General features: G+C 39.3%; 13 protein-coding genes and 1 riboswitch. Of the genes, 4 read left to right on the top strand and 9 right to left on the bottom strand.

What is annotated here, in order from left to right:
* Positions 1 to 25: 25 nt before the first annotated feature.
* Together ggt and AC1DEF_RS05040 are read right to left on the bottom strand one after the other, a co-directional pair.
* The gene (gene ggt, locus AC1DEF_RS05045; protein WP_080781592.1) at positions 26 to 2104 is read right to left on the bottom strand and encodes a gamma-glutamyltransferase; all 2079 of its coding nucleotides are present in this window, start codon (positions 2102 to 2104) and stop codon (positions 26 to 28) included.
* A 408-nt stretch (positions 2105 to 2512) separates the two neighbouring features.
* Positions 2513 to 3010, bottom strand: coding sequence for a tetratricopeptide repeat protein (locus AC1DEF_RS05040; RefSeq protein WP_230184466.1), 498 nt, complete (start codon positions 3008 to 3010; stop codon positions 2513 to 2515).
* Between the two features lie 174 nt (positions 3011 to 3184).
* Here AC1DEF_RS05040 and AC1DEF_RS05035 point away from each other — a divergent pair, with 174 nt between their 5' ends.
* Positions 3185 to 3271, top strand: coding sequence for a YjcZ family sporulation protein (locus AC1DEF_RS05035; protein ID WP_016765201.1), 87 nt, complete (start codon positions 3185 to 3187; stop codon positions 3269 to 3271).
* Positions 3272 to 3458: 187 nt separating this feature from the next.
* Here AC1DEF_RS05035 and AC1DEF_RS05030 read toward each other — a convergent pair whose 3' ends face one another.
* The 4 genes from AC1DEF_RS05030 to AC1DEF_RS05015 all read right to left on the bottom strand — a co-directional run bounded on the left by AC1DEF_RS05030 (position 3459) and on the right by AC1DEF_RS05015 (position 6690).
* Positions 3459 to 3539: a YjcZ family sporulation protein gene (locus tag AC1DEF_RS05030; RefSeq protein WP_016765202.1), complete on the bottom strand. Its 81-nt coding sequence runs from the start codon at positions 3537 to 3539 to the stop codon at positions 3459 to 3461.
* Between the two features lie 325 nt (positions 3540 to 3864).
* Positions 3865 to 5184 (bottom strand): TrkH family potassium uptake protein, encoded by a 1320-nt coding sequence (locus AC1DEF_RS05025; RefSeq protein WP_043978418.1) that lies wholly within the window; start codon positions 5182 to 5184, stop codon positions 3865 to 3867.
* Between the two features lie 3 nt (positions 5185 to 5187).
* Entirely contained in the window at positions 5188 to 5847 is a 660-nt protein-coding gene (locus tag AC1DEF_RS05020) for a potassium channel family protein (RefSeq protein WP_013058591.1), read from the bottom strand.
* A 124-nt stretch (positions 5848 to 5971) separates the two neighbouring features.
* A riboswitch (cyclic di-AMP (ydaO/yuaA leader) is annotated at positions 5972 to 6116 on the bottom strand.
* Positions 6117 to 6231: 115 nt separating this feature from the next.
* Entirely contained in the window at positions 6232 to 6690 is a 459-nt protein-coding gene (locus tag AC1DEF_RS05015; protein WP_097824389.1) for a carboxymuconolactone decarboxylase family protein, read from the bottom strand.
* Positions 6691 to 6810: 120 nt separating this feature from the next.
* Between AC1DEF_RS05015 and AC1DEF_RS05010 the strand changes: the two genes are divergently transcribed.
* Positions 6811 to 7266 (top strand): Lrp/AsnC family transcriptional regulator, encoded by a 456-nt coding sequence (locus tag AC1DEF_RS05010; RefSeq protein WP_097824390.1) that lies wholly within the window; start codon positions 6811 to 6813, stop codon positions 7264 to 7266.
* Between the two features lie 274 nt (positions 7267 to 7540).
* On the opposite strand, the gene AC1DEF_RS05005 is transcribed toward AC1DEF_RS05010, so the two are convergent.
* Both AC1DEF_RS05005 and AC1DEF_RS05000 read right to left on the bottom strand, forming a co-directional pair.
* Entirely contained in the window at positions 7541 to 8443 is a 903-nt protein-coding gene (locus tag AC1DEF_RS05005) for a peptidyl-prolyl cis-trans isomerase (protein ID WP_097824391.1), read from the bottom strand.
* A complete protein-coding gene (locus AC1DEF_RS05000) occupies positions 8440 to 9714 on the bottom strand; it encodes a S1C family serine protease (RefSeq protein WP_013084577.1) in 1275 nt (424 codons plus the stop codon). Before AC1DEF_RS05000 ends, AC1DEF_RS05005 begins: the two co-directional genes overlap by 4 nt.
* 222 nt (positions 9715 to 9936) lie before the next feature.
* On the opposite strand from AC1DEF_RS05000, the gene AC1DEF_RS04995 reads away from it, so the two are divergent.
* Both AC1DEF_RS04995 and AC1DEF_RS04990 read left to right on the top strand, forming a co-directional pair.
* The gene (locus tag AC1DEF_RS04995; protein ID WP_097824392.1) at positions 9937 to 10608 is read left to right on the top strand and encodes a response regulator transcription factor; all 672 of its coding nucleotides are present in this window, start codon (positions 9937 to 9939) and stop codon (positions 10606 to 10608) included.
* A complete protein-coding gene (locus AC1DEF_RS04990; RefSeq protein WP_097824393.1) occupies positions 10605 to 11954 on the top strand; it encodes a sensor histidine kinase in 1350 nt (449 codons plus the stop codon). Before AC1DEF_RS04995 ends, AC1DEF_RS04990 begins: the two co-directional genes overlap by 4 nt.
* A 35-nt stretch (positions 11955 to 11989) precedes the next feature.
* Here AC1DEF_RS04990 and cuyA read toward each other — a convergent pair whose 3' ends face one another.
* Positions 11990 to 12982: a D-cysteate sulfo-lyase gene (gene cuyA / locus AC1DEF_RS04985; protein ID WP_097824394.1), complete on the bottom strand. Its 993-nt coding sequence runs from the start codon at positions 12980 to 12982 to the stop codon at positions 11990 to 11992.
* Positions 12983 to 13006 lie beyond the last annotated feature (24 nt).

The following is a 13006-nucleotide window of genomic DNA, read 5'->3' as shown; positions in this document are numbered from 1 at the left end:
AAATACTTTTGTCCCAGTCTCTTTTTTAATTTGTAATAACGTCTCCGTCTTCATCATCGCCTGTATCGTCTTCACCAGGATCTTTTTCTAATGAGACCACTTTCTTTTTGTCATCCCATTTCACTTTGTAGCCAAGTGATTTGGCTACTTTGATAACTGATAAATAAGAGTGATGATTTGGTTTATACAGCTTTAAGTCACTCGAATCAATGACGCCTAAGCCTAACAGCAGGCGATCGGATTGAACGTAAGGCTTTCCATCAATCAGCTTCACTTGCTTATCAGTAAATGGATAAACGGCACGGTTGACTTCAACTGTAAACTCTCCTTTTTTCTCTTCTTTAATTGGTTTTGGCTGTTTGGATACATATTTAATTGCGTCTACTCCTAATACCGTGCCTTGGCGCGTATTATCAGCGCCTCCGTACATTTTCCCCGTTTCATAGTCATAGATAACCGCTTGAACGTTTCCAATATGCTCAGGCTTTTCTTCAAACGCATGTCCTTTAGCCATCATTTCAAGAAGTGTATCTTGGCTAAAGCCAGGTTCCCATCTTACGGTTGGATAGCCGCCTGAATAAATACGAGGTGTTAAAATCGCTTTTTGAATCGGCATCTTATGGTCAATAACATTCATAATCGTTTCTGCTACAGACGCAATAATGGTTGGGCCTCCCGGTGAGCCAATTGCCATGAACGGCTTTCCGTCTTTTAACAGCATAGTTGGAGACATGCTGCTTCGAGGACGTTTTTTAGGCTCAACCTGGTTCACGCCTCCCGGAGTGGCATCAAAATCCGTCATTTCATTGTTGAGCATAAATCCGTAGTCAGGAACCATAATTCCTGAACCAAAAACTTGTTCAATGGTAGTCGTGTAAGAAACCATGTTTCCCCATTTGTCTACAACAGAGAAATGAGTCGTTTGGCCGATTGGATTTTCTTCCTTTACTGTTGCTTTATTTGGATTTTCTTTTCCTTCATATTTCCAAGGGTCTCCTTCTTTGACATTAGGCGTTGCTTTGTTTGGATTAATTAATTTACGACGTTCTTTAATATAATCTTCATCTAACAGTCCTTTTTTCGGCACTTCGTAAAAGTCTTCATCTGCCATATACGCCGCGCGATCCGCGAAAGCTAAGTGCATCGCTTCCGTTAAATGCTGCAAATACTGAGGCGTATTGGAACCCATTTTTTCTACATCATAACCTTCCATTAGCTTTAAAATCTGCTGAACGGTTAATCCGCCGGAGCTAGGAGGAGCCGCACTAACCACATCGTAGCCCCGGTAAGTTGTTTTAACCGGCTCACGTTCTTTTACAACGTAATTTTTCAAATCATCCATGGTCATGCTTCCATCGCGTTTTTGAACTTCTTTAACAAGCGCTTTTCCAATTTCTCCTTTATAAAGAGCGTCTGATCCTTCTTTTTGAATAAGCTTTAATGTTTTAGCAAGATCCGGCTGAACAAGCTTATCTCCTTCTTTTAACGGCTTGCCATTCGGCACGAATACATTACCGGCCGTTTGGTATCTTTCAAGCTTGTCCACATTTTCATCAATGTACTGAGCCATCGACCAATTTACTTTGATTCCTTGTTCTGCTTGAGCAATAGCTGGTTTAATAACATCTGATAAGTCCATTGTTCCATAATCTTTAAGGGCTGTTTCTACTCCTTTTAGCGTACCAGGAACTCCAACTGCTTTTCCTGTTATGTGACGCTTACTGAAAGGGATGACTTTTCCTTTTGAATCTAAAAACAGCTTAGGCGTGACATCAGCTGGTGCCATTTCACGGCTGTCTAGCATCGTAATTTTATCTTTCTTTTTTTCATAAATCATCATAAAGCCGCCGCCGCCGATACCTGACATCATCGGTTCCACAACGTTGAGAGATAATTGAATGGCAGCTGCCGCGTCCACAGCATTTCCGCCTTCAGCTAAAACTTTCCTGCCCGCTTCAGCAGCCAGCGGGTGAGATGCCGCTACAATTCCTTGTGTAGCACCTCGTTTCATTGAATGGTCGACACCCGGAACTTCAGCAGCAGCTGGTGTGACAACTAAACTTAAACTAAATAATGCAATAACCAACATCTTCATAACCTTCACCTGGGTCTCCTCCTTCAAATACATTATTTCACATCGTCTGAAACGATGGATTTCACAAAGAATAAATTGGTTTATTATGATATTTTTTACATATGTGTATAAATAAAAAGCAAAGTAAATCAGACCTTTGCTTTTTTTAGTTAGTCGCATGTTTAACTTTTCTCTATTCATTTACAATTATCTATATTTTCTAACAATTTATCCATAGGCTGATAGTTTCTTACTATTTTTGGAATTATGTAGACTGAACGCTCTAATAATGTAGAAAATCTAGCAGTTAAGAAGTCGTTGGACTTACATGCACTTCTTAAAATTTCTATAAATATTCTTATTGTTATATAAAAAGCAATTCTTTATGAAAATCAGCATATGTTTCCTAAAAACCAAAAATAAAACAGGACTTTTGATTCACCGTCCTGTTTGCAGCATGTTTTCGACTTTTTTAATATCCGCGTGAGTAGGATTGATTTCCCGGGCATAAGCGATTTGTTCTTTCGCTTTTTCCATTTCTTTTAATTGAATATAGGTTTTTGCGAGTTCGAGCGGCAGCATAACCCCTTCAAAACCAAGATCTTGTGCCCGCTGCAAGTAAGACAGCGATTTTTCGTAATTCCCTCCAAACATAAGCGGAGTTTCCCGGTATTTTATTCCTCGAACGAAGTGCGCCAAGCTTGAAGATGGATTTAATGTTAGTGCCTGATGAAGAGCTCTGTCCATTTCTAAATTTAATACCATTTTTTCAAAAATAATTGATTCTTCGATTTGCTTTGCTAAACAAACCGCTAAGTAACAGTACAAATCAGATGCTTGAGGTTTTTTCTTCATTTCTTGTTGAATTTCACGTTTGATCTCTTTCCACTTACCCTCTTCTAGCTGATTCATGACGTATTCTACATGTATTCCCACCACTTTGCCCTCCTTTTCCTCTTTATCATAAAGGATTTCTGCACAAATGAAAAAAGTAAGTGTTCTTCATTTTTCTCAAAAGATCGTTACCGTTAAAAAATAGGCAAATTTCTCAATCACTTAACCCAATTAGTACATAGGATATAGAGAATTTTATTAAAGGAGGTTACACATATGGGCGCAAAAGGCGGTTTTGGTTTTTCATTTATCGTTGTTTTATTTATTCTATTAGTAATCGTAGGATGTTCTTGCTACTACTAATTTTTAGAGGGGATGAACATCATTCATCCTCTTATTTCAAAAAAAACCATGCTTTCGCATGGCTACATACCGATTAGATGAATGAGTAGAGGAACTCATTGTTCGGCAATATTGAAGAAATTTTTGTTTTTTACTTCCGCCTAGTATGCCCTTTTTGACGGGGGCTATGCGCAAATAAAGTTAACGTTTAAAAGCGAAAGCCAGACGCACCTACAATAACAAGTAAAACAAATAACACAACGATTAACGCAAAATTTTGTTTTCCCACGTACCATCCCTCACTTCCTGTTATCTGCTTTTAGTGTATGCAACAGCTTGGCAAAATGTTTAGGACAGGGGTGCGGATTTTTTTAACGAGAAAAACCTTCAAATTTCGTCAAAAAAGTGAATCATATTTTTGTTTCTTTCGTTATATATAGTAAGAGATTTTTTTACTATAAAAAAGGGGGGCCTTTAATGCGCCGACATTCTAAATTGCCCATTGTTCTTGTCTTTGCCTTCTTTTTATTCATCGCAACTGTTTTGTGCGTAACCTCTTATATGTCTTGAACGTATAAATAATATAAAAAATCGCCTCATCGAAGGCGATTTTTCTACCCCAGCATTATATCTTCATTTGGATAACGAACGGCTTCACGCTTTTGCTTAGATAATGAAAACGCAAGCGTTAATGGCCCCACTTTTCCTAAAAACATGATAAAGATAATAATCACGCGTCCAAAGTACGAAAGTTCAGGAGTTGCTCCCATCGATAAACCTACTGTTCCAAATGCAGAAACAACTTCAAACATAATTTTTACAAACGGCAGGTTTTCCGAAATATTTAACAGGAAAATGGCCCCAAATACAAACATAATTGAAATCATCGTGATGGCTAGTGCCTTAAACACGTGAAGAGGAAGAAGTCGTCTCTTTAATAGCACAATATCTTCCCGGCTTCGTAAAAATGCCCATACAGAAAAAATAATCACCACAAACGTCGTGAGTTTGATACCGCCTCCTGTTGAAGCACTTCCTGCACCAATAAACATTAACATAACCATTAAAAATATAGTGGAATCATGCAAACTTCCTATATCGATACTATTAAAACCTGCTGTACGTGTCGTTACAGCTTGAAAATAAGATGCCCACACTTTGTCTCCTAATGACAAACTTCCGAGCGTATGTGGATTGCTGTACTCCAAGAAAAAAATAAAAAGCATGGCAACCACGTTAATCGCAAACGTGCTGATGATCATAATTTTCGAATGCAGCGTTAGCTTTTTATAGGATTTTTTTACCCACATATCTGCAAGGACGGTAAACCCTAATCCACCGATAATGAACAAAAAAGAAATCGTTATGTTAATAATGGGATCTCCTACATACTGAACCAGGCTGTCAGATAATAGTCCGAACCCTGCGTTATTAAAAGCCGAAATCGAATGAAACAAGCTAAAGAACAGCCCCTTAGACCATCCGAACTCCGGAACCCAGCGTATCGCTAGAAAGATAAGTGCAACAAACTCAATTAAAAATGAAAAGATAAACAGTCTTTTAACTAGCAGGACAACTCCGCCGATGCTCGTTTGATTTAATGCCTGCTGAACGAGCATACGCTCTTTAAATCCAATTTTTTTACCTAGCATCATAAAAATCAACACGGCAAATGACATAATGCCAAGACCGCCTATTTGAATTAACAGCATAATAATCGTTTGACCAATGACGGTAAAACGTGTACCTGTATCTACGACGGCTAAGCCGGTTACTGTCATCGCGGAAGTAGACGTAAAAAGGGCGTCTACCCACCGGATGGGCTCAGTAGTAGAAACAGGCATCATCAATAGAAGAGCACCTATAATAATTCCTCCGCCAAAAATGGAGACAAGCAGCTGCGGAGGGGTGAGTTTAATGATTTGTTTTTTCATAAGTTAAACTCCTTCTTCTTCAAAACGGTTCAAATCGCGATTATGTCCGATAACAATCAGCATATCTCCTTGTTCAATTATTTCATGCGCGGTAGGCGAAATCACCATTTCCCCGTCTTTTCGCTGAAAGCCGATAATGTTGCAGCCGTACTTGGCACGAATGTTCAAATCAAACAGCGTTTTATTATGAAGTTTCTTAGAGGCGACAATTTCGACAATACTATAATCCTTTGACAGTTCAATGTAATCAATGATCTTTTCTGACACCACGTGATGAGCAATACGCTTAGCAATATCGCGCTCAGGATGAATGACTTTGTCCGCTCCTATTTTCTCCAGCACCTTTTGATGATACATATTCACTGCTTTTACCCATACTTGCTTAACGCCCATATCTTTTAAAAGCATCGTTGCGAGCACGCTCGCTTCGATATCATCCCCAAACGAAATAAGAGCATGATCAACATTGCGAATACCTAGCCCCTTTAAGCTAGCTTCATCAATTGCATTCGCCTGCACAACATATGTAGCTGAGTTGCTAAATTTATTTACTACCTCCTGATTGCGGTCAATAGCGAGCACATCCACATCCAGATTAGCAAACTCTTCAACCAAACTGCCTCCAAAACGACCTAATCCCAATACAGCAAACTGTTTTTTCATAATGTATTTATTCCTTTCTTCAACTGCTGTGTGTTCTCTTAGCTTATACTTTTTCTAAAAAATTACATCTTTTTCTTAAAAAAAGCGCAAAAAAACACAGGAAGGCTCCTGTGTTTTTTCACACTCTTCCCCCTCAAAACGCTTGCGAAGTTAGCTGTCGGGTTCGGGTTTTAAGAGTAACCCTACCTTTTTAAGGATTCACCCCGGAGCACAATATGTGCGTAAATAATGGGTCCTCCGCTCCGTAATGGATTAAGCGATTTTTATTCAAATGTCTATGATCTATTTTTTAGAATAATCGATTCGATTCATGATACATTTCACTTCACGAAAGCTATCTTACTCCTGTGGATTTTGTCTGTCAAGATATTTTTAGGGAAGACCTCACTTGCCCTGCAAGCTGCAAAAATCATATAAATCTAAACTGACAATCATTTTGTGAAATTGATCAAATAAATTAATAACAGCTAAAAGCTCTAACAGCTGCGTATCACTGTAAAATTTCTTTAATTGATCCATATCAGCATCCGTCAACTCCCTTGGACGCACCCGGTATACATCAATAAATCGAAACAGCAGTCGATCTTTTTCTTCCAGCTCTTTTTCTCTTAACACTTTTTGATTAAGCGTCTCATCGCCTACATATGACATGCTCATACATGTCTCACAGCCGTTAACACCTGCTAGGTAAAGCCTCATTTTTTCCTTAGTCTCTTTTTCTACTATACCGCTGTTCCAAAGCGTTTCGTAAAGCTCATCGTACAATCTTTTTACATGCGGAATTAAATTCAATGCTTTTTCAAAATTTGTTCCCTCTTCGTTTGCTAATAAAACTCTTGCCATTTTTCACTCACTCCTTTTTAATTATTATAGTAAGAAAAATGGAAATTTCAGATTACATATAAAACATTTTATCTACTATTACTAATCAAATGAAACGTTAATGAGAAAGAAGGTTTTCAATTGAAAATTGATGAAATTGATTTATCGATTTTGCAGGCGCTGCAGCAAAACAGCCGCCTTTCCTTACGAGAGCTAGGAAAACAAATTAATTTGTCTCCTCCTTCGGTGGCAGAGCGAGTAAGGCAGCTAGAGAGCTTTGGCGTTATAAAAGGGTATACGATTGATATTGATTATGAAAAGCTGCATTTGCCCGTGTCGTGTTTTATTGAAGTAACGATGAAAAACGGAGAGCACGAGCGTTTTAAACGATTTATTTCTCAGTATCCCTACGCTTTATTCTGTGAACGCATCGCCGGGCAAGCCTGCTTTATTACAAAGCTTCAGCTTCCTCACCTGCACATACTCGAACAATTTATTAACGAAATTACACCTTATGCCAAAACGATTTCACACATCGCCCTTTCTCATGTGAAGATGGCTCCTGCATTATTGAGTCATTTAAAAGATGAAAAGTGATTGAAACGTAACGAAAAAATCCGAACGAATCATCGTTCGGATCTTCTTTCCATTAAACTACTTTTGTCCCAGCCTCTTTTATTCGTCCAACAGCATAAAAAATAACCCTCCAAAGCTGGAGGGTATAAATTTTCCGAATAATGAAAGTTTTACAACTTCATTTTATCAGGTGCCGACATTTCTGTCTACTTAAAAATGTAAAAGAGCTCTCTATTAATAGAAAGCTCTTTTACCTGCTTGTTTTTTGAAAACAATCAATCTATATAAAAGGAAACTACCTAAGGTTAAAAGTCACGTGAAACCTTGGCAGTTGATCCTGGATATACCGGTTGATATGATTCAAAACAAGTTCTTTCATCATTTCTTCTTTGACTTCTGATTCCGTTTTTTTATCTTTTTGTTTTAAAATAAGAATATAATAGACTTTACCCATTTTAATGGGCTCACTACTCTCTCCGATGTGCTGTTTTTTTAAAACATCTATAAAAGAAGGAGATAGACTTGAAAGCTTTAGATTATCAGCATTCTCTATTTTGCTGACTGTCTGGAATTCAGCATATTTTTTTTGAACGTCCTGAAGAGATGTTCCCTTTTGCAGTTCAGCCGCAGCGGCGTCGGCATCATGTAAAGTGGAAAAAGCCAGCTGCGTAAAAGATACGCGCGTTAGATCGTTTTCAATACGTTTATAGTAAGCAGTTAGTTCATCAGACGTAATTTGTTTGCGGAAATATTCTTCTAATTTAAACTGATTCGTTAGCTGGTTGGTTACATCACTGGAACGAATATTTAACACTTCATAACCTTGTTTTCTTGTATCCTCGTCATATGAGCGTTTAATTTGCTTCCACATATCCTCGACTTGTTTTTGTACTTTATCGCTTGTCTTTAGATGTGAAATTAAGATTTTTTGCATAACAAGCTGCCGCAATAACTCTTTGCGGTAGCTTGTATCATTTAGCGGAGCATCTGGATTTAAGAACCCTTCAACGGCTAAAAAACGGTTGAATTCAGCTCCTGTCACCTTGCCTCCCTCATACGCTGCCAGTTCTTTGGTAGAAGATAGCTGACTAATTTCTACAGAAGGAAACATCGTGTTTGAATGCTTCCCTCCGCAGCCGGTTAAAAATCCGAACGCTGTTAATACTGCTAGCAGCAGCTTTAACGGTGTTGAACTCATCCATTGTTATCCTGCTGTTCTGAAAGCTTCAGAGAAATAGTTTGTTTTTTTCCATTTCGGTACACGTCTAATTTTACCGTGTCTCCTACTTTACGTTTTGTATATAGATATTGACGTAAATCACTGGATGTTTTGACTTCGTTTCCATCGATGGCAACAATCACGTCTTTTGATTGTAAACCTGCATCAGAAGCAGAAGAGAATGGTTCAACCGTCGTTACGACAACTCCTTCAGACGTATCGCTTGTTAGGCCTAGCTGGTTTTGTTTTGTTGCAGCTGAAAGCTGACCTACATCTTGAAGACCTACCCCCATATATGGACGCGTTATTTTCCCATTTTTCATCAGCTGTTCAATCGTCGGCTGCACTTCATCACTTGGAAGAGCAAAGCCGATGCCTTCTACATTGTCTTCTGAAATTTTCATACTGTTGATGCCGACTACTTCACCGGAAGAATTGATAAGTGCACCGCCGCTGTTTCCTGGATTAATCGCCGCATCCGTTTGAATTGCATCTACGTTCCAATTTTCTGAAATAGGGACAGAGCGTTTTGCTGCGCTCACGATACCTTGTGTGACAGTACGAGAAAACTGTTCACCAAGAGGATTTCCGATTGCAAGCACCGTTTCACCCGCTACTAAATCCGATGATTTTCCGAACTTCGCCACTTGTTCAACATTTTTGTCAGACATTTCAAGCACCGCTAAATCCGTTAGCGCGTCAGCTCCGACAATTTTAGCTTTTTCTTTTTGTCCGTTTGAAAGTGACACTTCTACTTCGCTTGCGCCGTCAATAACGTGGTTATTGGTCACAACGTAGGCTTTTCCATTTTCTTTTTTGAAAATAACACCGGAACCCGTTCCTGCTTCTTGCGTTTGGGTATCTCCAGAAAATGGATTTGTTTGCTGTTGAATATTGTTCACGCCTACAACAGCAGCTGATACTTTATTTACAACTGAAACAAGATCTGACTGATTCACGGTTGTGCTTACTGTTCGAGGCGTTGTGCTCGTTGTTGTTGCGGTTTGAGTCTGCGTTGTTTGATTCGCTGTTTGCGTATCAGCTGAATCCATTAACCCCAGCTGGGGAGCACCGTATAGCACAATTCCTCCACCTAGCACTGCTCCGGCGATAGAAGACGCAATCACTGGAAATAAGCGTCTTCTTGGAGGCTGTGATGATGACGCAGGCTGATACTGATCGTAGCGCTGCTGGCGGTTTTCATATTCTTCTTTTCGTTCTTGCTCTCTTTCATAATCACGTGGATCCATGAAAAACACTCCTTTTAACGTAGCAAATTTTATGTTATCTATACTATAAAATAAAAGTTTGGGATAAGTATCAAAACAATGTGTGAAATTGTGAAAAATTTCTTTATAACAGCAAACACGTAGTATAATAGCGGGTACATAGACCTTTAAAGAAATGCGCACATATGGCTTAATATGCTTTATTTACCTTAATTTTCATATATTCAGAGGAAGGTGTCAAATTTGAGCTTTACACTATATTTAGTAGAGGATGAACAAAATTTAAACGAAGTTTTAACCCTTTACCTTCAAAAAGAAGGCTGGGACGTTCGCTCATTTTTTAACGGCACGGACGCCAAAGAAATGATTGCAACCCCTCCGCATCTGTGGATTTTAGATATTATGCTGCCTGATATTGACGGGTATCAGCTCATTCGGGAAATCAAGCAGCAAACGCCGCATGTGCCTGTTATTTTCATTTCAGCCCGCGATGCCGATATTGACCGGGTTCTTGGGCTTGAAATGGGCAGCGACGACTATTTATCAAAGCCTTTTTTGCCTCGTGAACTAGTTATTCGAGCAAACAAACTGCTAAACCGCGTATATGGTTCCAATCAAAAGAAAACCGATACCATTATGCTGACTCCTTATGAAATCGATTTACATACCCGTACAGTCAGTGAAGATGGAAAGCCGATTGATTTAACGTCTAAAGAATTTGATTTTCTTGTCACTATCTCAAAAGACCTTGGACAGGCTTTTTCACGGGAGCAGCTGCTGAATCTCATTTGGGGAGAAGATTATTTTGGCACAGACCGAGTGGTGGATGATTTAGTAAGGCGCGTGCGTAAAAAAATGCCGCAAGCACGAATTGAAACGATTTATGGATATGGATACCGGATGATGAAAGCATGAAAAACAAGTCGCTTGCATTTCAAATTTGGCTCGTCATCTCCGGTATTTTACTGCTTATTTCAATTTTGCTCGCTATTTTATTCCCAACGACGCTCAGGCAGTTCTTCACGAATGAAATTTATACCACTATTGAAAATGAACAGCATATTTTAAAAGAATACGGACTGCCAAGCCGCTCAGGTGAATACTACTTTAGCAACGAAGACAGTGAACCAACACTTGGAAATCGAACCGTGGATCATATTTTATTGCCTGAACATGCGGATATCTCGTATTTTTCATCACGGGTGTTGCCTCAAGACTTTTTGAGAAAAGCACAGGAAGATGCAATCAGTCAGCGAAAAATCGTCGCTCGCTATGAAAAAGATCTTGGCAACCGGACGCTTTTTTATGTAATTCGAAAAGTAAGCGTAAACGGACAGCCTGCTTTTTTACTTTCATTTTCGTGGGATACGTATCGCAACGCGCTCACTTCTACTCTGTTTAAACAGCTGCTTCTTGTAATTTCAATTGTATTTCTATTCAGCTGGCTTCCATCTATTTGGCTATCAAGATATTTAAGCAAGCCGCTTGTATCACTTGAAAAAGATGTGAAAAAAATTGCCGAACAAAATTGGCATGAGCCCGTTACAGTCAACCGTTCCGATGAAATTGGCAAGCTAGGCGCCTCCATCGAGCAAATGCGCAAAAGGCTCGTATCTAAAGATGAAGCACAGCAAACGCTGCTTCAAAATATTTCACACGATTTAAAAACACCGGTTATGGTGATTCAAAGCTACGCTCAGTCAATTCAAGACGGCATTTATCCAAAAGGTGATTTATCGCAAACGGTAAAAGTTATTGAAGATGAATCCAAAAATCTTGAGAAAAAAATCCGCGATTTGCTTTACTTAACCAAGCTTGACTATATGTCCACTCATCAGCTTGCACAAGATGACTTTGATTTTACTGCACTTCTTCATGAAGTAGTGGATCGCTTGCGGTGGAGGCGCCCTGAAATACAGTGGGAATTTGACGACGCAAACGCAACGATTAAAGGAGATAAAGAACTATGGACAAAAGTTCTTGAAAATGTCCTCGACAATCAGCTGCGCTATGCCGAGACGAAGGTTTCACTTTCACTTGCTAAACACCCAACGAACGTTCAATGTACAATCAGCAACGATGGTCCGCCGATTGATCAAAGCGTACTTCAACACTTGTTTGAACCGTTTAAAAAAGGAGCAAACGGTGAATTCGGTATTGGCTTAAGTATCGTAAAGCGTATTGTTACGATGCACGATGCAGCCATTACGGCTGAAAACACGAACACCGGAGTAACGTTTTCACTTACTATCCCTATATAAACTAAAAAAGCAAGGGATTCGAATCCCTTGCTTTTTTATGAAAAAATTGATGTATAGGCATAAAGAGCCGGTGAACCGCCTGAGTGGACAAACACCACATTTTCATCCTTATTAAAATAACCTTTTCGAATTAAATCAATTAGACCAGCCATCGCTTTTCCCGTATACACAGGATCCAATAAAATCCCTTCCGTACTGGCCACAAGTTTAACTGCTTCCACCATCTCTTCTGTCGGAACAGCATACCCTGGACCTACGTATTCATCCATACATACAATCTCTTCTTTTTTAAAAGGCGTTTTACTATGTAAATGATCATAAAGTTCACTAGTCAGTTTGGCAACTTTTACTTCTTGCTCTTCTTTAGCACGACTGACATTCATTCCAATAACAGATACGTCACTTTGAAGACCTTGAAATCCTGCCACTAATCCTGCATGCATGCCTCCGCTTCCGCTTGTGCAAACCACATGGCTAAGCTTTATTTGCTGCTCATAGCTTTGCATAAGCAGCTCTTGTGCACAGGCAGCGTATCCGGTTGCACCGATAACATTCGAACCTCCTACTGGAATTAAATACGGTTTATGACCTTTTTCAATTAGCTCTCGCTCTACTGTTTTCATTTCGGCTGTCAAATCAGAACCTTCAGCGACAAACCGCATGTCATGAGCGCCTAATAAATGATAAAGAAAATAGTTTCCTGTGGGCTGATCACTTGCTTTATTTTCGCCTTCTTCCAATACGAGCACGCATTTCATTTGTTCTTTTACAGCCGCAGCGAGCGTCAAACGACAGTGATTGGATTGTATCGCACCGCACGTTACAAGCACGTCTGCTCCTTGCGCCTTTGCATCAGCTACTAAATATTCAAGCTTGCGTGTCTTATTTCCGCCACCTGTCAGTCCAAGCATATCATCTCGCTTCATATAAATTGAAGGTCCATTTAACTGCTGAGATAAAACCGATAGCTTCTCTAAAGGTGTAGGGGAATCTGTATATTTTCTTCTAGAAAATTGAGTTAAGTTCATGCTCTCATCCTCTCTTTCATATTT

It is taken from the genome of Priestia sp. 10L35 (genome assembly GCF_056395685.1).
The sequence above is the reverse complement of the archived record's forward strand: the minus strand, read 5'-3'. Positions and strand labels throughout refer to the sequence as shown.

Bases quoted from the DNA above. Each gene is read 5' to 3' on its own strand.
- AC1DEF_RS05020 (WP_013058591.1), bottom strand. From the start codon at position 5,847: ATGAAAAAACAGTTTGCTGTATTGGGATTAGGTCGTTTTGGAGGCAGT.
- AC1DEF_RS04990 (WP_097824393.1), top strand. From the start codon at position 10,605: ATGAAAAACAAGTCGCTTGCATTTCAAATTTGGCTCGTCATCTCCGGT.
- AC1DEF_RS05015 (WP_097824389.1), bottom strand. From the start codon at position 6,690: ATGGCAAGAGTTTTATTAGCAAACGAAGAGGGAACAAATTTTGAAAAA.
- AC1DEF_RS05025 (WP_043978418.1), bottom strand. From the start codon at position 5,184: ATGAAAAAACAAATCATTAAACTCACCCCTCCGCAGCTGCTTGTCTCC.
- AC1DEF_RS05000 (WP_013084577.1), bottom strand. From the start codon at position 9,714: ATGGATCCACGTGATTATGAAAGAGAGCAAGAACGAAAAGAAGAATAT.
- AC1DEF_RS05035 (WP_016765201.1), top strand. From the start codon at position 3,185: ATGGGCGCAAAAGGCGGTTTTGGTTTTTCATTTATCGTTGTTTTATTT.
- AC1DEF_RS05005 (WP_097824391.1), bottom strand. From the start codon at position 8,443: ATGAGTTCAACACCGTTAAAGCTGCTGCTAGCAGTATTAACAGCGTTC.
- cuyA (WP_097824394.1), bottom strand. From the start codon at position 12,982: ATGAACTTAACTCAATTTTCTAGAAGAAAATATACAGATTCCCCTACA.